This is a genomic window from Hydrogenophaga sp. (assembly GCF_051858985.1).
Lineage (GTDB): Bacteria > Pseudomonadota > Gammaproteobacteria > Burkholderiales > Burkholderiaceae_C > Hydrogenophaga.
The window spans coordinates 1-17,598 of record NZ_JBHYGM010000002.1 but is presented as its reverse complement, the minus strand read 5'-3'; the positions used below and the strand labels follow the sequence as shown (position 1 = coordinate 17,598).

General features: G+C 66.3%; 17 protein-coding genes. 12 read left to right on the top strand and 5 right to left on the bottom strand.

Annotated elements, in window-relative coordinates; translation table 11 throughout:
* Window positions 1–8: 8 nt before the first annotated feature.
* Complete coding sequence (gene coaBC, locus ACTIEY_RS06485; protein WP_439518303.1) at window positions 9–1,235, bottom strand: bifunctional phosphopantothenoylcysteine decarboxylase/phosphopantothenate--cysteine ligase CoaBC; 1,227 nt, start codon at window positions 1,233–1,235, stop codon at window positions 9–11.
* Window positions 1,236–1,348: 113 nt separating this feature from the next.
* Between coaBC and ACTIEY_RS06480 the strand changes: the two genes are divergently transcribed.
* From ACTIEY_RS06480 to ACTIEY_RS06460, 5 genes are all read left to right on the top strand, one after another.
* A complete protein-coding gene (locus ACTIEY_RS06480) occupies window positions 1,349–3,019 on the top strand; it encodes a CTP synthase (protein WP_439518302.1) in 1,671 nt (556 codons plus the stop codon).
* Window positions 3,020–3,043: 24 nt separating this feature from the next.
* Window positions 3,044–3,901, top strand: coding sequence for a 3-deoxy-8-phosphooctulonate synthase (kdsA, locus tag ACTIEY_RS06475; protein ID WP_439518301.1), 858 nt, complete (start codon window positions 3,044–3,046; stop codon window positions 3,899–3,901).
* Window positions 3,902–3,941: 40 nt separating this feature from the next.
* Window positions 3,942–5,228, top strand: a complete 1,287-nt coding sequence (gene eno / locus ACTIEY_RS06470; protein ID WP_439518300.1) for a phosphopyruvate hydratase — start codon at window positions 3,942–3,944, stop codon at window positions 5,226–5,228.
* Window positions 5,229–5,335: 107 nt separating this feature from the next.
* Window positions 5,336–5,620, top strand: coding sequence for a cell division protein FtsB (gene ftsB, locus ACTIEY_RS06465; protein ID WP_439518299.1), 285 nt, complete (start codon window positions 5,336–5,338; stop codon window positions 5,618–5,620).
* Window positions 5,620–6,060, top strand: coding sequence for a hypothetical protein (locus tag ACTIEY_RS06460; protein ID WP_439518298.1), 441 nt, complete (start codon window positions 5,620–5,622; stop codon window positions 6,058–6,060). The genes ftsB and ACTIEY_RS06460 overlap by 1 nt, the downstream gene beginning before the upstream one ends.
* Before the next feature lie 83 nt (window positions 6,061–6,143).
* Here ACTIEY_RS06460 and ACTIEY_RS06455 read toward each other — a convergent pair whose 3' ends face one another.
* Both ACTIEY_RS06455 and ACTIEY_RS06450 read right to left on the bottom strand, forming a co-directional pair.
* Window positions 6,144–7,121, bottom strand: a complete 978-nt coding sequence (locus tag ACTIEY_RS06455) for an Hsp33 family molecular chaperone HslO (protein WP_439518297.1) — start codon at window positions 7,119–7,121, stop codon at window positions 6,144–6,146.
* 42 nt (window positions 7,122–7,163) lie between these two features.
* Window positions 7,164–7,688, bottom strand: a complete 525-nt coding sequence (locus ACTIEY_RS06450) for a gamma carbonic anhydrase family protein (RefSeq protein ID WP_439518296.1) — start codon at window positions 7,686–7,688, stop codon at window positions 7,164–7,166.
* A 37-nt stretch (window positions 7,689–7,725) separates the two neighbouring features.
* Here ACTIEY_RS06450 and ACTIEY_RS06445 point away from each other — a divergent pair, with 37 nt between their 5' ends.
* The 7 genes from ACTIEY_RS06445 (at window position 7,726) to ACTIEY_RS06415 (ending at window position 15,869) form a co-directional block, all read left to right on the top strand.
* Entirely contained in the window at window positions 7,726–8,562 is an 837-nt protein-coding gene (locus ACTIEY_RS06445) for a ferritin-like domain-containing protein (protein WP_439518295.1), read from the top strand.
* Between the two features lie 170 nt (window positions 8,563–8,732).
* Window positions 8,733–9,758: a sensor histidine kinase gene (locus tag ACTIEY_RS06440; protein WP_439518294.1), complete on the top strand. Its 1,026-nt coding sequence runs from the start codon at window positions 8,733–8,735 to the stop codon at window positions 9,756–9,758.
* Window positions 9,755–11,245: a response regulator gene (locus ACTIEY_RS06435; RefSeq protein ID WP_439518293.1), complete on the top strand. Its 1,491-nt coding sequence runs from the start codon at window positions 9,755–9,757 to the stop codon at window positions 11,243–11,245. Before ACTIEY_RS06440 ends, ACTIEY_RS06435 begins: the two co-directional genes overlap by 4 nt.
* A complete protein-coding gene (gene dbpA, locus ACTIEY_RS06430) occupies window positions 11,242–12,636 on the top strand; it encodes an ATP-dependent RNA helicase DbpA (RefSeq protein WP_439518292.1) in 1,395 nt (464 codons plus the stop codon). The genes ACTIEY_RS06435 and dbpA overlap by 4 nt, the downstream gene beginning before the upstream one ends.
* Window positions 12,637–12,724: 88 nt before the next feature.
* Entirely contained in the window at window positions 12,725–14,074 is a 1,350-nt protein-coding gene (locus ACTIEY_RS06425) for an FAD-dependent oxidoreductase (protein WP_439518291.1), read from the top strand.
* Between the two features lie 48 nt (window positions 14,075–14,122).
* Window positions 14,123–15,094 carry a Bug family tripartite tricarboxylate transporter substrate binding protein gene (locus ACTIEY_RS06420; protein ID WP_439518290.1) on the top strand — a complete coding sequence of 324 codons (972 nt, stop codon included), beginning with the start codon at window positions 14,123–14,125 and terminating at the stop codon, window positions 15,092–15,094.
* Window positions 15,084–15,869 (top strand): IclR family transcriptional regulator, encoded by a 786-nt coding sequence (locus tag ACTIEY_RS06415; RefSeq protein ID WP_439518289.1) that lies wholly within the window; start codon window positions 15,084–15,086, stop codon window positions 15,867–15,869. Before ACTIEY_RS06420 ends, ACTIEY_RS06415 begins: the two co-directional genes overlap by 11 nt.
* Here ACTIEY_RS06415 and ACTIEY_RS06410 read toward each other — a convergent pair.
* Both ACTIEY_RS06410 and ACTIEY_RS06405 read right to left on the bottom strand, forming a co-directional pair.
* Window positions 15,833–16,723 carry a universal stress protein gene (locus ACTIEY_RS06410; RefSeq protein WP_439518288.1) on the bottom strand — a complete coding sequence of 297 codons (891 nt, stop codon included), beginning with the start codon at window positions 16,721–16,723 and terminating at the stop codon, window positions 15,833–15,835. The two genes, ACTIEY_RS06415 and ACTIEY_RS06410, sit on opposite strands and share 37 nt — an antisense overlap.
* Before the next feature lie 83 nt (window positions 16,724–16,806).
* A complete protein-coding gene (locus ACTIEY_RS06405; protein ID WP_439518287.1) occupies window positions 16,807–17,208 on the bottom strand; it encodes a GreA/GreB family elongation factor in 402 nt (133 codons plus the stop codon).
* Window positions 17,209–17,598: the final 390 nt, after the last annotated feature.

Here is a 17,598-nt window from a genome sequence, read left to right as displayed (position 1 = left end):
GGGGCCGCTCAACGTGGCAGTCGCCGAGCGATCTCGCCCACCAGTTGCCGCGCCAGCACCAGCTTGGACGCGCGGGGCAACTCGGTCATGCCCTTGTCGTCCACCAGCAGCAGCGCGTTGTCGTCCTGGCCAAAGGTGGCCGGGCCGATGTTGCCCACCAGCAGGGGCACGCCCTTCTTCAGGCGCTTGGCCTGCGCGTTTTCTTCCAGGTCGTGGCTTTCTGCCGCGAAACCCACGCAGTAGAGCGCACCACTCTGGGCGCGCGGCGTGGCTGCGATGCCGGCGAGGATGTCCGGGTTCTCCACAAACGAGACGGTGGGCACGTGGCCCGAACCGTCTTTCTTGATCTTGTGTTCGGCCGCCTGCACCGGGCGCCAGTCGGCCACGGCGGCGGTAGAGATGAACACGGTGGCGCTCTGCACCAGCAGGTCCAGGCTCTTCTGCATGTTGAGGGCCGACTTCACGTTCACCCGGCCCACACCCCGCGGCGTAGCCAGGCCGACCGGGCCCGCCACCAGCGTGACCTGTGCGCCCGCCTCGTGCGCCGCGCGCGCAATGGCAAAGCCCATCTTGCCGCTGGAAAGGTTGGTGAGGCCGCGCACCGGGTCGATGGCTTCAAAAGTGGGGCCGGCGCTCACCAGCACCTGCTGCCCGGCCAGCGGCTTGGGGCTGAAGAAGCGGATCAGGTCGTACAGCAGTTCGTCGGGTTCCAGCATGCGGCCATCGCCGGTTTCCCCGCAGGCCTGCTCGCCCGCGCCCACGTCGAGCACGGTGGCGCCATCGGCGCGCAGTTGCTTCACATTGCGCTGCGTGGCCGGGTGCGCCCACATCTCGCGGTTCATGGCGGGCGCCAGGATCAGCGGCACCCTGTCAATGGGGCGCGCCAGGCACATCAGGCTCAGGAGGTCATCGGCCCGGCCATGCACCAGCTTGGCCATGAAATCGGCGCTGGCGGGCGCCACCACGATGGCGTCGGCCTCGCGGCTGAGGTTGATGTGCGCCATGTTGTTGTCGACTCCGCCCGAGGTGCGCGAATCCCACTGCGAGGTGAACACCGGCCGGCCCGACAGCGCCTGCAGTGTGACCGGCGTGGCGAACTGCTCGGCGGCTTCGGTCATCACCACCTGGACGGTCGCGCCCTCCTTCACCAGCGCCCGGCACAACTCGGCCGATTTGTAGCAGGCAATGCCGCCGGAGAGGCCCAGGACGATGTGTTTTCCGGCGAGGTCGTTCATGGGCGCAATGTAGCAGTTCGGGAATGCCCGGCAGGGGCGCGGGGCGGGTTCCCGAGGGGTGGCATTTATAATCGCCATTTCCACCTCCTGCGAGCGACCGGCTCGCCCGAGACATGACCAAATTTGTGTTCGTCACCGGCGGTGTGGTGTCCTCCCTGGGCAAAGGCATAGCCTCCGCATCCCTGGCCGCGATTCTCGAATCCCGCGGCCTCAAAGTCACCCTCATCAAGCTCGACCCGTACATCAACGTGGATCCGGGCACCATGTCCCCCTTCCAGCACGGCGAAGTGTTCGTCACCGACGACGGCGCCGAGACCGACCTGGACCTGGGGCACTACGAGCGTTTCATTGAAACGCGCATGAAGAAGACCAACAACTTCACCACCGGCAAGATCTACCAGTCGGTGCTGGAGAAGGAACGCCGGGGCGACTACCTCGGCAAGACCGTGCAGGTGATCCCGCACGTGACCAACGAGATCCAGGAATTCATCAAGCGGGGCGCGGGCATCGGCACCACCGATGCCGTGGACGTGGCCATCGTCGAGATCGGCGGCACCGTGGGCGACATCGAGTCCCTGCCCTTCCTGGAAGCCGTTCGCCAGATGAGCCTGCGCATGGGGCCGAACAACTCGGCTTTCGTGCACCTGAGCTACCTGCCCTGGATCGCCGCGGCCGGCGAGCTCAAGACCAAGCCCACCCAGCACACCGCCAAGGAACTGCGCGCCATCGGCATCCAGGCAGACGCCCTGGTCTGCCGCGCCGACCGCCCGATCCCTGAGGAAGAGCGCGCCAAGATCTCGCTCTTCTCCAACGTGCCCGAGTGGGGCGTGATCTCCATGTGGGACGTGGACACCATCTACAAGGTGCCGCGCATGCTGCACGAGCAGGGGCTGGACGGCCTCATCTGCGACAAGCTGCGCATCAACACGCCGCCGGCCAAGCTCCAGCGCTGGGACGATCTGGTGTACGAGGTCGAACACCCCAAGGCCACGGTGAAGATCGCCATGGTCGGCAAGTACGTCGATCTGTCGGACAGCTACAAGTCGCTCAACGAAGCGCTGCGCCACGCCGGCATGAAGAACCACGCCAAGGTGCAGATCGAGTACATCGACTCCGAAACCATCAAGCCCGACAACGTGGCCACCACGCTGAGCCGCTTCGATGCCATCCTGGTGCCCGGCGGTTTCGGCAAGCGCGGCATCGAAGGCAAGATCTGCGCGGCCCGCTACGCGCGGGAGAACAAGGTGCCTTACCTCGGCATCTGCCTGGGCATGCAGGTGGCCACCATCGAATACGCGCGCCACGTCGCCGGCCTGAAGGACGCCAACAGCACCGAGTTCGAGCCCGACACGCCGCACCCGGTGATCGCGCTCATCACCGAGTGGAAAGACGCCGACGGCAGCATCCAGCAACGCACCGCGAGTTCCGACCTGGGCGGCACCATGCGCCTGGGCGCGCAGAGTTCCGACGTGGCCAAGGGGTCGCTCGCCCACAGCATCTATGGCGATGTGGTCACCGAACGCCACCGCCACCGCTACGAGGCCAACGTCAACTACCTGGACCAGCTGCGCGGTGCCGGGCTGGTGATCTCGGCGCTCACGCAGCGCGAGCAGCTCACCGAGATCATCGAACTGCCGCAAGACGTGCACCCCTGGTATGTGGGCGTGCAGTTCCACCCCGAATTCAAGTCCACCCCCTGGGCCGGCCACCCGCTGTTCAACGCCTACGTGAAGGCAGCGCTGACCCACCAGGCCCAGGGCGCCGAAGCGCTCGCCACGGCCTGAACCCAACACCCACTGGCGCGCTGCATGAAACTCTGCGACTTCGACATCGGCCTCGATCAACGCATCTTCCTCATCGCAGGCCCCTGCGTCATCGAGTCCGAGCAATTGCAGATGGACGTGGCGGGTCGGCTGAAAGAGATCACCGCCGGGCTGGGCATTCCCTTCATCTTCAAGAGCAGCTTCGACAAGGCCAACCGCAGCAGCGGCACCAGCTACCGCGGCCCGGGCCGGGAGAAGGGCCTTGAGATCCTGGCCAAGGTGAAACGCGAGCTTGGCGTGACGGTGCTCACCGATGTGCACAGCGAAGAAGACATTGCCGACGCAGCGAAGGTTTGCGACGTGCTGCAGACGCCCGCCTTCCTGTGCCGCCAGACCGACTTCATCCGCGCCGTGGCGCAAAGCGGCAAGCCGGTGAACATCAAGAAGGGCCAGTTCCTCGCGCCGCACGACATGAAGAACGTGATCGACAAGGCGCGTGCCGCCGCGAAGGAAGCCGGCCTGAGCGAAGACCGCTTCATGGCCTGCGAGCGCGGCGCCAGCTTTGGCTACAACAACCTGGTGAGCGACATGCGCAGCCTGGCCATCATGCGCGAGACCGCTGCGCCCGTGGTGTTCGACGCCACCCACAGCGTGCAGTTGCCCGGCGGGCAAGGCACCACCAGCGGCGGCCAGCGCGAAATGGTGCCGGTGCTGGCGCGCGCGGCGGTGGCCGTGGGCGTGGCCGGCCTCTTCATGGAGACCCACCCCGACCCCGCCAAAGCCATGAGCGACGGCCCCAACGCCGTGCCACTGCAACACATGAAGGCACTGCTGGAAACCCTGCTCGCCCTGGATGCGGTCACCAAGAAAAACGGTTTCCTCGAAGACCATTTCAGCGCCTGATTTTTCCCTTTTCTGTTTTTGATCCAAAGGTATTGAATCCATGAGTGCAATCGTTGACATCGTTGGCCGCGAAATCCTGGACAGCCGCGGCAATCCCACCGTCGAATGCGACGTGCTGCTGGAGAGCGGCGTGATGGGCCGTGCGGCTGTGCCTTCGGGCGCTTCCACCGGCTCGCGCGAAGCCATCGAGCTGCGCGACGGCGACAAGGCGCGTTACCTGGGCAAGGGCGTGCTCAAGGCGGTGGAGTTCATCAACACCGAAATCTCGGAAGCCGTGCTGGGCCTGGATGCTTCCGAGCAGGCCTTCCTGGACAAGACGCTGATCGACCTGGACGGCACCGAGAACAAGGGCCGCCTGGGCGCCAACGCCATGCTGGCCGTTTCCATGGCCGTGGCGCGCGCAGCGGCTGAAGAAGCGGGCCTGCCGCTGTACCGCTACTTCGGCGGCATGAGCGCGGTGCAGATGCCCGTGCCCATGATGAACATCATCAACGGTGGTGCGCACGCCAACAATTCGCTGGACCTGCAGGAACTCATGATCATTCCCGTGGGCGCGCCGAGCTTTCGCGAAGCGCTGCGCTGGGGCGCCGAGGTGTTCCACGCCCTCAAGTCCATCCTGCACGACCAGCACATCAGCACCGCCGTGGGCGACGAAGGCGGGTTTGCGCCGTCGGTCGAGAACCACGAAGCCGCACTGCAGATGATCCTGCAGGCGATCGAGAAAGCCGGCTACACCGCCGGTGAACAGATCGCCCTGGGCCTGGACTGCGCGGCCAGCGAGTTCTACAAGGACGGCAAGTACGTGCTGGAAGGCGAAGGCGGCATCAGCCTGAGCGCCGAAGAGTGGACCGACATGCTGGCCACCTGGGTCGACAAGTACCCCATCATCAGCATCGAGGACGGCATGGCCGAAGGCGACTGGGACGGCTGGAAGGTGCTGACCGACCGCCTGGGTGCCAAGGTGCAACTGGTCGGCGACGACCTGTTCGTCACCAACACGAAGATCCTGAAGGAAGGCATCGACAAGCGCATCGGCAACTCGATCCTGATCAAGATCAACCAGATCGGCACGCTGACCGAAACCTTTACCGCCATCGAGATGGCCAAGCGCGCCGGTTACACCGCCGTGATCTCGCACCGCTCGGGCGAAACCGAAGACAACACCATCTCCGACATCGCCGTGGGCACCAACGCCGGCCAGATCAAGACCGGCTCGCTCTCGCGTTCGGACCGCATGGCCAAGTACAACCAGTTGCTGCGCATCGAGGAAGACCTGGGCGACGTGGCCGTGTACCCCGGGCGCGCGGCGTTCTACAACTTGAAGTAATGGCCCCCACGCTCCGCCGCTTCGCGGGTCGCTGCCCCCCAAGGGGGCTGGCCTTGCTTGGGGCGGCCCTGCGCTGCGGCCGGTCACTTCGGTAACAATCGCACGTCATGGCCCGCCGCTTCATCCCCGCCCTGCTGATCGCACTGCTGCTGGCCGTGCACGCTCAGCTGTGGTTCGGGCGGGGCAGCGTGCCGCAGGTGGCGAGCATGAAGCAACAGCTGGCCGCGCAAGAGCAGGCCAACCGCGACTCTCAGTTGCGCAACGACCAGCTGGCCAACGAGGTGCGCGACCTGCAGGAGGGCGTGGAGATGGTCGAGGAGCTCGCCCGTCAGGAACTGGGCATGGTCAAGCCCAACGAAATCTTCGTACAGATCGCGCAAGGCAAGCGCTGATGACGTTTGCCGTGGCCTTGCTGGGTGGCGACGCCAGCAGCACGGCCGCTCTGGCCGCCGCACTGCGCCGGGCGCTGGCGCTGCAGGCTCCTGACGCGCAGGTCTTGATGCACGAATCCCCGGCCCTGGCCAGTTCGGCTCGGCATGACCTCACCCTGCTCCTGGCGCCCGACCCCGTCCAAGGCCTGCACGGCGAGGCGGCCGACGCGCTGCTTCGCGAGGCACTGCACAGCGCCGGCACGGCTTTCCAGATCGTGCATGGACAGGGCGCTGCCGGTCTTCAGCAGGCGCTGCGCGCCATCGGCAGCGCCACCGGCCGATCGCTGGTGGCGGACGATCCCGCGCTCACCGTGGGTCGCGGTCAGTGGCGTTGTGAGAACTGCAGCGATCCGGACTGCGAGCACCGGCTGTTCACCGGGCTGGTTTCCCGTTCGGGCTGATCCCACTCCCGTTCGGGCTGAGCCTGTCGAAGCCCCGTGCAGATGTCGGAGAACCCTTCGACAGGCTCAGGGCGAACGGGGGCCTACTGCTTCTGGTCGGAAGACGGCGGCTGCAGTTCGGGCTGCAGGAACACCTGGGCCGCATCGACCGGGTCGAACCGGTACTGCGCCCCGCAGAACTCGCAGCCCACCTCCACCTGACCCTGTTCTTCCAGGATGGATTCCACCTCCTCGCGCCCCAGGCTTCGCAGCATGTTGCCCACGCGCTCGCGCGAGCAGGTGCAGGCGAAGTGCGGGCCTTCAGCGCCAGTGAGCGGTTCGAAGCGGCGCAGGTCTTCTTCCCAGAACAGGCGGCGAAGAATGGTGTCGGCGTCCAGGCTCAGCAACTCCTCGCGCTTCAGGCTGGACGCCAGGATGGCGATGCGGTTGTAGTCCTCGTTCTGGCCGATCTGGTCTTCATCGCGCTGCTGCGACACGCCCGAAAGGTTGGTGGCGCCCTGAAGCGGCAGCCGCTGGATCAGCAGGCCGGCGGCCATGTGTTCGTTGGCCGCCAGCACCATGCGCGTGTCGAGCTGCTCGCTCTGGAGCATGTAGTGCTCGATCACTTCGCTGAGCTTCTCCAGCTTCTCGCGCCGGTCGCCAAACAGCGGCACCACGCCCTGGTAGGGCTGCTGCCCCGGCAGGCGGTCCTTGGGATCGAGCGTGATGGCGCAGCGGCCCTGGTTGGTCACATTCACCATGTGCGAGAGCGGCGCGTCTGCGGCCACGTCGCCCACCACCGTGGCGGTGGCGCGCAGGCTCAGGTCGGGTTGCACTTCGGCCACGGCCAGCTTCACCGGCCCGTCGCCCATGATCTGCATGATCAGCGCGCCATTGAACTTGATGTTGGCCTGCATCAGCGTGGCCGCGGCCGTCATCTCGCCCAGCAGTTCGGTGACCGCCGTGGGATAGCCGCCACCGTCGCGGTGCCGCTGCAGGATCTCCTGCCAGGCGTCGGTCAGGCGCACCAGCATGCCCCGCACCGGCAGGCCTTCAAAGACGAATTTGTGGAGTTCGGACAAGCGCTTCTTTCGTTCAGAAAATCGAATCCTTGCACATCGGGGTCAGCCGATCTTTTTCAAGCCCCGGCGGTAGCGCTGGGCATTCTCGATGTAGTGCTCCGCGCTGCGGCGCAGGCCATCGATCTGCTCGGGCGTCAAGGAACGCACCACCTTGGCGGGGCTGCCGAAGATCATGCTGCCGTCCGGGAATTCCTTGCCTTCGGTGATCAGCGCCCGCGCACCCACCAGGCAGTTCCTGCCGATCTTCGCGCCATTCAGCACCGTGGCGCCGATGCCGATCAGCGTTTCGTCGCCAATGGTGCAGCCGTGCAGCATGACCTGGTGCCCCACCGTCACGTGCTCGCCCAGCGTCAGCGGAAAACCGTAGTCGGCGTGCAGCACGCTGCCGTCCTGGATGTTGCTGCCCTTGCCCACAGTGATGGTTTCCGTGTCCCCACGCAGCACGGCGCCAAACCACACGCTGCTGTCTTCTGCCAGCGTCACGTTGCCCATCACCTGCGCGCTGTCGGCCACCCAGGCCGATTCGGCCAATTGCGGCGCCTTGCCGTCGAGTTCGTAGATCGCCATCTGTGAGTCTCCGTTCGCGAAACCTAGAATTGTAGGGATGCAAGCTGCCACGCACCTGTCTCCCCCGTCCCTGCGTGCCCAGGCGCTGCGCGCGCTGTGCGTCACCGAACCCGGCGCCAAGGTCGCCATCACGCACGAACTGTTCAACGCCTCGCAGGCCGGCCGCACCTGGCTCGATCCTCAAGAGTCACTGACTCCTGAACCCTCCGCGCGCCTGCCCGGCCGGCCAGACCGTCCCGAGCTTCTGCCGCCCAAGGACGTGCCCCAGCGCTCCCCCTTCACACCCGATGGCCTGGCCATGCTGCTGCACGCGGTCACGCACATCGAGTTCAACGCCATCAACCTCGCGCTGGACGCGGTGTGGCGCTTCCCCGGCATGCCTGAGGAGTTCTACACCGACTGGCTGCTGGTTGCCCACGAGGAAGCCGTGCACTTCACGCTGCTGCGCACGCACCTGCAAAGCCTGGGGCACGACTACGGCGACTTTGCCGCGCACAACAGCCTGTGGGAAATGTGCGTGAGAACGCAGCACGACGTGCTGGCCCGCATGGCGCTGGTGCCCCGCACCCTGGAAGCCCGGGGCCTGGACGCCACGCCGCCCATGCAGGCGCGCCTGCGCAAGGTGGGCACGCCCGAGGCGGATCGGGCCGTGGAAATTCTCGACGTGATCCTGCGCGACGAGATCGGCCACGTGGCCGTGGGCAACCGCTGGTACGGCTGGCTGTGCGCGCAACAAGGCATCGAGCCGCTGTCGCACTACCGGCGGCTGGCGCGCGAGCATTCCGCACCGAGGCTGAAGCCGCCATTCAACGAAGCGGCGCGGCGCGCGGCGGGATTCAGCGATCAGGAAATGTCGGCCTTGCACGACGCGTAGTTCCGACCAGGGCTTTCGCGAATGAGGTCTTTGGTTTGAGTGGCCGGGCTCAAGGTGGGGGGATGAAACCGGCGGCATGGATGCACGAATGTTCTTCGGGGACGCCTGGGTGACGCCCACTCGGGTTTTGGAGCAAGGCATTCGCCTGGCAGAGGCCTACGATGCTTCGCATGACGGAGAAGCGGATACAGCTGGATGAATACCTGGGACAGGCGTTCGATCGCATCCCGGTGGCCATGATCGTGGTGAATCAGCGTGGCGAAATCACCCGTTTGAACCAGCTCGCCGAAACCACCTTCGGCTACCGCAGCGACGAGCTGATCGGGCAGACGGTGGAAAAGCTCATTCCGGCGCGCTACCACGGCCGGCACCCGGCCTACCGCAATGGATTCCTGGCAGAGACCAATGCGCGCCCGATGGGCGCTGGACGCGACCTGAGCGGACTGCGCAAGGACGGCAGCGAATTCCCGGTGGAGATCGGTATCAACCCCGTGCAGACCGGCGAGGGGCCGATGGTGCTGTCCGTGATCCTGGACCTGAGCGAACGCAAGCAGAGCGAGAAGCGCATCCAGGACGCCCTGCAGCAAAAAGACCTGCTGTTGCGCGAGGTGCACCACCGCGTGAAGAACAACCTGCAGGTGATCCACAGCCTGCTCGACCTGCAGGCCCTCAAGAGCGAGGACCAGGCGGTGGCGGGCATGCTGCGGGACAGCCAGAACCGCATCCGCTCCATGGCGCTGATCCACCAGACGCTGTACCAGTCGCAGAATTTCGCGCGGGTCAACTTCCAGCGCTTCCTCGATGAACTCCTGCCCCGCCTGACCGAAGCCTACGGCCACCTCTCGCACCAGGTCCGCATCCGCATCGACGCGACGGACGTCAGCCTGCCGATCAACGAGGCCATTCCCTGCGGACTCATCGTCAACGAACTCGTGAGCAACGCGCTCAAGCACGGCTTCCCCGATCAGCAGAACGGCACCATCGATGTCGGCATCACGCAGAACGACAACCGGGTGGAACTGTCGATCAGCAACGACGGAAAGGCGATTCCCGAAGACATGGACCTGCTCAAGACCGGATCGCTCGGCCTGCAGCTGGTGCACCTGCTCACGCGCCAGCTGCATGGCGCCCTGGACATTCAGCGCGGACACCCGACGCGCTTCACATTGAGCTTTCAGTTGGGGGACAACGCATGAAGTCACCGGCCCGCATCCTCATCGTGGAGGACGAAACCATCGTCGCCTTCAACCTGCAGCAGCGCCTGACCCAGCTCGGCTACGACGTGCCCGCCGTGGCGGTGTCGGGCCAGGAAAGCCTGGACCTGATCGGCCAGACCCGTCCCGACCTGGTGCTGATGGACATCCACATCGAAGGCGACATGGATGGCATCGAGGTCGCGGCGCGGCTGAAGGAGCAGAACCCGGTGCCGGTGATCTACCTCACCGCGTATTCGGAGGACTCCACGCTGGAGCGCGCACGCAAGACCAGTCCCTATGGCTACCTGATCAAGCCGTTTTCCGAACGCGAACTGCACGCCACGATCCAGATGGCGCTGGAGCGACACACGGTGCAGGAAGCGCTGGAAGAAAACCGGCGCCTGCTGCAGCAGGCACTGGACGCCGCCAGCATGGGCGTGCTCGAGCTCGACACCGTCACCACCGCCATGACCATCAGCCAGCACACCGCCGACCTGCTCGGCAGGAACAACCGGCAACTGACCCTGGCCGATTTTCTGGCCGGCGTGGACGAGAAAGACCGTGCGCACGTCGAAGCCAAGTTCCGCGAGGCCCTGGCGCCGCTCCAGCAGTTCAGCCACGAATTCCGCCTGCTGACCGAGACCCGGCCCCGGCGCTGGATCAAGGTGGACGCCAGCCCTGTGTCGGCGCACCGCGTGAGTGGCGTCGTGCAGGACATTTCTGCCCGAAAGCACGCCGAGATCCGGCTGCAGCGGCTCAACGAAGGGCTGGAGCACATGGTGAACGAGCGCACCACCGAACTGCGCGAGAGCCTGAAAGAGCTGGAGACCTTCAGCTACTCGGTGGCGCACGACCTGCGCTCACCCATCCGCTCCATTTCGGGCCTGAGCAACATCTTGCTGGAGGAACACCGCAACGCCCTGGGCGAAGAAGGCAGCACGCTGATCGCCCGCATCGCCGCCAAGAGCACGCAGATGGGCAACCTGATCGACGCGCTGCTGAACCTTTCCAAGCTCTCCACGGTGACGCCGCAATTGGGCGCCGTGGACCTGAGCGAGATGGCCACCGAGATTCTTTCGCAGCAGATGGAGACCGAGCCCGAACGCGTGGCCGACGTGCGCGTGGCCGCCGGCCTCACGGCGCATGGCGACCCGGTGCTGGTGCGCAGCGTGCTCGACAACCTGCTGCGCAACGCCTGGAAGTTCTGCGCCAAACGCGACGTGACCCGCATCGACGTGGGCCAGGAAATGCAGGACGGGCAACAGGTGTTCTTCGTGAAAGACAACGGCTGTGGTTTCGACATGGCCTTTGCCGACCAGCTCTTCAGCCCGTTTCGCCGGCTGCACAGCGAAACCGAATTCAAGGGCACAGGCATTGGCCTGAGCATCGTGCAACGCATCGCGGCGCGGCACGGGGGGCGCGTGTGGGTGCAAGCCGAGGTGGACAAGGGCGCCACGTTCTACTTCACCCTCGATAATCGGGAATGACCACCGCCTCCCCGACCGACTTCGCGTCCCTCCCCCTCTCCCCGGCCACGCTGGCCAACCTCAAGCAGCTCGGCTATGCCGACATGACGCCCATCCAGGCGGCGGCGTTGCCCCCCGCGCTGCTGGGCAAGGACCTCATTGCCCAGGCCAAGACCGGCAGCGGCAAGACCGCCGCCTTCGCGCTCACGCTGCTGGCCAACCTCAACCCCCGCCGCTTTGCGGTGCAGACGCTGGTGCTGTGCCCCACACGCGAACTGGCCGACCAGGTGACCACCGAGATCCGGCGCCTGGCGCGCGCGGAAGACAACATCAAGGTGGTGACGCTCTGCGGCGGCGTGCCGCTGCGCGGGCAGCTCGCCACGCTGGAGCACGGCGCGCACATCGTGGTGGGCACGCCGGGCCGCATCATGGACCACCTGGAACGCGGCAGCCTGAAGCTGGGCGCGCTGAACACCCTGGTGCTCGACGAGGCCGACCGCATGCTCGACATGGGCTTCTTCGACGACATCGTGACCGTGGCCAAGCAGTGCCCGAAGGACCGCCAGACGCTGCTGTTCTCGGCCACCTACCCCGAGGGCATCGCCAAGCTCAGCGCGCAGTTCATGCGCGACCCGCTCACGGTGAAGGTGGAGGCGCAGCACGCGGGTGCGCAGATCGAACAGCGCTGGTACGAAATCACCGAAAACCAGCGCCTGGACACCGTGAGCAAGCTGCTGGCGCACTTCCGCCCGGCCAGCACGCTGGCTTTCTGCAACACCAAGGCGCAGTGCCGCGACCTGGTGGCCGTTTTGCAGGCGCAAGGCATCAGCGCACTCGCCCTCTTCGGCGAACTGGAGCAGCGCGAGCGAGATCAGGTGCTGGTGCGCTTTGCCAACCGCAGTTGCTCCGTGCTCGTGGCCACCGACGTGGCCGCGCGCGGGCTGGACATCGCCAGCCTGGCCGCCGTGATCAACGTGGACGTGACGCCCGACCCCGAGGTGCACATCCACCGCATCGGCCGCACCGGCCGCGCGGGTGAAAGTGGGCTGGCGCTGAACCTGGCGAGCCTGAACGAGATGGGCAGCGTGGGCAAGATCGAACAGCTGCAAGGCCGTGAATCGCAGTGGCACCCGCTGAGCGAACTCAAACCGGCGAGCAACGAGCCGCTGGTGCCGCCCATGGTGACGCTGCACATCCAGGGAGGTCGCAAGGAAAAGATCCGCCCCGGCGACGTGCTGGGCGCGCTCACCGCCGACCTGGGCTACACCCGCGAACAGGTGGGCAAGATCAATGTGAACGAATGGTCCACCTATGTGGCGGTCGACCGCGACATCGCCCAGCAGGTCGCGAGCCGCCTGAACGACGGGCGCATCAAGGGCAAGAGCGTGAAGGTGCGCGTGCTGGAGGACTGACTTTCCGTTCACGGATGCGAACTGGCGCCCCTCAGGCGCCCCCGTCTCGATAGGATTTTGATGACCGAAATCCTGACGAGACAAACCCTTGAACCCTCAACACCTCACCGAGCACCTGAGCACCCCTTTCGTCGATGACTACGACGTCGTGGTGGCGGGTGGCGGGGCCTCCGGGCTGATTGCCGCCGTGTCCGCGAGCCGCACCGGCGCTCGCACCCTGCTGCTGGAACGCGCCAACTGCATGGGCGGCACCGGCACCACCAGCATGGTGGCGCAGTGGATCGGCTTCTTCAACCGCGACCGCCAGGTGGTCGGCGGCATCGCCAACGAACTCGCGCAACGGGTGGTGAAGCTGGGCGGCAGCGAGGGATTCAAGCGCTACCTGATGGCCGAAGCCAGCGCCCACCCCATTCCGCTGGTGCACTTTGCGTTCAACCCCGAGACGGTGAAGATCGCCTGCGACCAGCTCGCGCTGGCGGCGGGCGTCTCGGTCCGGCTGCACAGCCGCGTGGTGGCGCCGATTCTTGAAAAGGGCCGCGTGACCGGCGTGGTGGTGGAAGACGCGGCCGGCCGCAGCGCGATCCGCGCGCGCAGGGTGGTGGACGCCACAGGCGACGCGAGCGTGGCGCAGGCAGCGGGCGTCGAACTGGCGCACCCCGAGGTGCAGAGCAAACGAGACGCGCAACCCTGCACGCTGATGTTTCGCCTGTCGAACGTGGACGTGGCGGCCTTCCGCGCCATTCCGCGAGAGCACAAGCGCGCGCTGGCGCTCAAGGGCATTGCCGAGAAGAAGATCTACTGCGAAAGCCTGTCGTTCTGCAGCACGCCCGGCAACACCGACGCCATCTGCCTCATGAGCCGCGTCTCCGGCTTCGACACCACCGACCCGCAGGACCTGACCAACGCGGAGATGGAAGGACGGCGGCAGATCGGGACCATCGTGGAGTTCCTCAAAGCCAACGTGGCCGGCTTCGACCAGGCCATCCTCGCCGGCATCGCGGCGCACATCGGCGTACGGGAAACGCGCCGCATCGTGGGCCGCTACACGCTCACCGAAGACGACATCCTCGGCGACACGCGCTTTCCAGATTCGATTGCGCTGGGCGCCGGCCCGCTCGACATCCACGAGACCGGTGGCACCGGCATCCGCCTGCATGTGCCCGACCAACCGTTCGAGATCCCCATGCGCTGCCTGGTGCCTGCGCGTGTGCAGGGCCTGCTGGTGACCGGGCGCGCGATCTCGGCCACGCGCAGCGCCAACGGCGGCGCGCGCCACATGGCCACCGCCATGGCGCTGGGCGAAGCCGCCGGCGTGCTGGCGGCACTCAGCGTGGCATCGGACCAGGACGTGCCCGCCGACGAGGTTCGCGCGCTGCTGCGCGAACGCGGGGCTTATGTGAGTCTGGAAGACGCGGAGCAGATGTTCGAGCCCGCCTGAAGCAACAAGACCGTCGACGAGACCGTCGACAATACAGGAGACAGAACCATGATGAAAAAGACACGCCGACACCTCATCGTCGCCACGCTGGCACTGGCCGCCGCGGGATGGAGCCACGCCCAGGCCTACCCCAACAAGCCGCTCACGATGGTGGTGCCCTTCCCTCCTGGCGGCGCGGCCGACATCACCGCGAGGCTGGTGGCCAAGGGCATGAGCGAGCAGATGGGGCAGCCCATCGTGATCGAGAACAAACCCGGAGCCAGCGGCATCATCGGCGCCGAATACATGCTGGCGCGCCCGGCCGACGGCTACACCCTGCTGCTCGCTTCGAACTCCGTCACCACCTTCAAGTGGCTCTACCCGAACGTGTCCTTCGATCCGGTGAAGGACTTCCGCGGCATCGGCATCGCCCTTCAAAGCCCGTACATGGCCGTGGTGGGCGAGAAGTTTCAGGGCAACGAGGTCGCCGACCTGGTGCGCGCCGCGAAAGACAAGCCCGGCCGCATCGACTACGCGACCGCCGGCAACGGCACCGGCCCCCACCTGTTTGCCGAGATGTTCAAGCAGGCCACCGGCACCTTCATGACCGGCATTCCGTACCGGGGCTCGGCGCCCGCACTCACGGCCGTGATGAGCGGCGAAGTGCCGGTGTACTTCGACATCCTGCTCTCGTCCCAGCCGTTCCTGTCCAGCGGGCGCTTGAAGTCCTTGGGCGTCTCCAGCAAGGAGCGCGTGCCGCAGTTTCCGAACGTGAAGACCTTTGCCGAACAAGGCATCCAGGGTCTGGAGATTGCCGCCTGGTTCGGTGTGGTGGTGAAATCGGGTACGCCCGAGCCGGTGGTGCAGGCGTTGAGCCAGGCCATGACCAAGGTGGTGCGCAGCAGCGCCTTCAGCACACGGGCCAGCGAACTCGGCGCCACCGCGGCGGGCAACACGCCGGAATCGTTCCAGGCCACCATTGCGCAGGACACGGCCACCTGGGGCCGGCTCATCAAGGAGAAGAACATCCGTGTCGACTAGGGGATCAGGCAGACCGGGTGACGCGGCGGGCGGCGTGAAGTCCGCCGCGCGCACGCTGGACCTGCTTGAAACCCTGGCCAAGGCCCACCAGCCCTTGAGCCATTCCGACATGGCGCTGCGCACCGGCATTCCCAAGAGCAGCCTGACCGAACTGCTGCGCACGCTGCAAGACCGCCACTACATCGAAGCGCTCGGGCCCAACGGCCCGTTTCGCATCGGGCCGGCGGCGCGCGATCTCGTGGCCCATGGGCTGGACGTGCAGCACATCGTGGCCTGCGCTGCCCCGGTGATGGAAGCCCTCAGTGAAAAGGCAGGCCATTCGAGCGGCCTCTATGTGTTGCAGGGCGACGTGGCCGAGCGCGTGCACGGCGTCACCGCGCCACAGGGCCTGGCCATGCACGAAGGCGTGCGCGCACCGCTGTACGCCTGCTCCACCGGCAAGCTGCACCTGGCCTACCTGGACGCCGAGGCGCTGGAGGCCTATCTCACGCGCGTGGAGCTGCGGCCCATCACGCCACGTTCCGTGCGCTCGGTGACCGAGCTGCAACGCCAGTTGCGGCAGGTGCGCAGCGAAGGCGTGGCGTTCTCGCAGGAAGAATTCACCCACGGCGTGGTGGGCTTCACCGCGCCCATCTTCAACGTGCACTGCAGGATGGTGGCGAGCATTGGCCTGGCCGTGCCCATCAGCGGCTTCGAGCCGCGCAAGCAGGCGCTGACCGACTTGATCAAGGCGTCGGCTCAAGCGGTTTCGGCTCGCATCGCCTCCAGCGCGTGAGGCGCCCCCGCCTCGACCAGTCTTTCCAACGGCACCACCAGCACATCGCCCTCTGCCCACCGGGCGAGCCGCTGCGCCACGCTGCCCAGCAGCAGGCGCGCCAGCGTGGAGGCGCTGCGCCTGCCCACCACCACGAGATCTGCCCGGCTCGCTTGCTGCTCCACCGCCGTCTGGTACGCCGGGTCCCCGTTGCCCACCTGCACGTCCACCGCACGGCCCGGCGCGCCCAGCGTGCGCGTGAGCTGCAACAGGCGTTCCCTGGCGCGCTGACGTGAGCCCTGGCGGTGGGCTTGCCTGGCCTCCACGGTCACGTCGGCCAGCCGCAGGCGAGACTCTTCCACCGTGTTGATGGCGTGGAACAGTTTGACTTTGGACGCCGCAGCGAACTGGTTGGCGAAGCCGATCAGTGGGTGCGAACGCGGCGAGAGATCCACCGCCACCAGCACGTCGGCGTAGTCCCGCGCCACCGCCTGGCGCACCACCAGCACCGGACAGCGGCTTTCGCGAACCAGTTGATCCAGCGGCGTGCCCAGAAAAAAGGTCTTCCAGTTTCGACGCCAGTGCGGCCCAACCACCAGCAGGCTGGAAACCCCGCTTTCTTCCAGGATGTGGTTCACCTGCACGGGATGGCGCTGCAGCGCATGCACCCGAATGCCGTGACGCCGCGCAAGCTGGCGAGCGCGCTGGGCCAGGCGCGCCAGCGGGTCAGACAGATAGTGGTGCGCTTGTTCGGCGAAGTACATGAGGCGCAAGGGCGCCTGGTGCTGACTGGCCAGCAACGCGGCCCGATCGAGGGCGCGCTCGGAAGGCGCAGAAAAATCGGTGATGGCGAGAATGGAATCGAAGAAGGCCATGGGACATCCTTTTGACGTGCAGAGACCCGCCCCACGGCCAACGGCCATGGAGACACAAGTAACGAAGGGGGAACCGAGGTGGACTACGTGGTGTAGTCGCCGCTGGCTTCCGGCTGGAACAGCAGCGAAACGACCTCGGCTTCGCACACATCGCCATTCGGCGTGCGCCAGCGGGCCACTTCGCCCACGCGCTGGCCCAGCAGTCCCGCGCCCACCGGCGAGCACACCGAAATGAAGCCGTTGTGCGGCTCGGCCTCGTGCGGGTAGCACAGCGTGAGTTTCTGGCGCTTGTGGCCGTTCGCCTCTTCGATGAGCACCTGCGAATACATGGTGACCACATCGGCAGGGACTTCGCGCGATGGCACCACGTCCAGCGTGTCCAGCGCGTCGGCCAGCTCTGGCGGCAGGCCGGCATCGCGCAGGTTCGTGAGTCGCGCGTGGTCCAGGTCGGTGATCAATCGATCACGGGTCAGGGTCTTGGGCATGAATGCACTCCATGGGGTGCGGCCGCACTGCCAAACAAAATGCAGCGGCCGCCATCGCGCTGAGCTGTGGGCCCGGCGATGAATGGTTAGCGCAAAAGGGAGAGAAGAAGAGGTATCGCCGGGCTCAGGAATGTGCGGCCGGCTGGCGTGCACCGGCCGTGCCCATCTGCTTGCGAAGACCCACCACGGCGCCACCGGCCAGCAAAGGCAGGTGCTGCGCGAGCAGTGGGTGAAGCATTGGGGTGAGCCGGGAAGCCATGGCCGCCATTCTAGGCCGGGGGCAATACTGGCAAGGAAAGTGCGGTATTGGTGGAGCTGGGGGGTGTTTCGCCTGTCCGTCCTGCGGTGGCTTCGATGCGTTCCGCCCATTGAGCGAACGCAACGAGCCCG

What these genes read in the sequence shown, in the direction of transcription:
- coaBC (WP_439518303.1), bottom strand. Translation starts at nt 1,235, where the DNA reads ATGAACGACCTCGCCGGAAAACACATCGTCCTGGGCCTCTCCGGCGGC.
- ACTIEY_RS06480 (WP_439518302.1), top strand. Translation starts at nt 1,349, where the DNA reads ATGACCAAATTTGTGTTCGTCACCGGCGGTGTGGTGTCCTCCCTGGGC.
- kdsA (WP_439518301.1), top strand. Translation starts at nt 3,044, where the DNA reads ATGAAACTCTGCGACTTCGACATCGGCCTCGATCAACGCATCTTCCTC.
- eno (WP_439518300.1), top strand. Translation starts at nt 3,942, where the DNA reads ATGAGTGCAATCGTTGACATCGTTGGCCGCGAAATCCTGGACAGCCGC.
- ftsB (WP_439518299.1), top strand. Translation starts at nt 5,336, where the DNA reads ATGGCCCGCCGCTTCATCCCCGCCCTGCTGATCGCACTGCTGCTGGCC.
- ACTIEY_RS06460 (WP_439518298.1), top strand. Translation starts at nt 5,620, where the DNA reads ATGACGTTTGCCGTGGCCTTGCTGGGTGGCGACGCCAGCAGCACGGCC.
- ACTIEY_RS06450 (WP_439518296.1), bottom strand. Translation starts at nt 7,688, where the DNA reads ATGGCGATCTACGAACTCGACGGCAAGGCGCCGCAATTGGCCGAATCG.
- ACTIEY_RS06445 (WP_439518295.1), top strand. Translation starts at nt 7,726, where the DNA reads ATGCAAGCTGCCACGCACCTGTCTCCCCCGTCCCTGCGTGCCCAGGCG.
- ACTIEY_RS06440 (WP_439518294.1), top strand. Translation starts at nt 8,733, where the DNA reads ATGACGGAGAAGCGGATACAGCTGGATGAATACCTGGGACAGGCGTTC.
- ACTIEY_RS06435 (WP_439518293.1), top strand. Translation starts at nt 9,755, where the DNA reads ATGAAGTCACCGGCCCGCATCCTCATCGTGGAGGACGAAACCATCGTC.
- dbpA (WP_439518292.1), top strand. Translation starts at nt 11,242, where the DNA reads ATGACCACCGCCTCCCCGACCGACTTCGCGTCCCTCCCCCTCTCCCCG.
- ACTIEY_RS06420 (WP_439518290.1), top strand. Translation starts at nt 14,123, where the DNA reads ATGATGAAAAAGACACGCCGACACCTCATCGTCGCCACGCTGGCACTG.
- ACTIEY_RS06410 (WP_439518288.1), bottom strand. Translation starts at nt 16,723, where the DNA reads ATGGCCTTCTTCGATTCCATTCTCGCCATCACCGATTTTTCTGCGCCT.
- ACTIEY_RS06405 (WP_439518287.1), bottom strand. Translation starts at nt 17,208, where the DNA reads ATGCCCAAGACCCTGACCCGTGATCGATTGATCACCGACCTGGACCAC.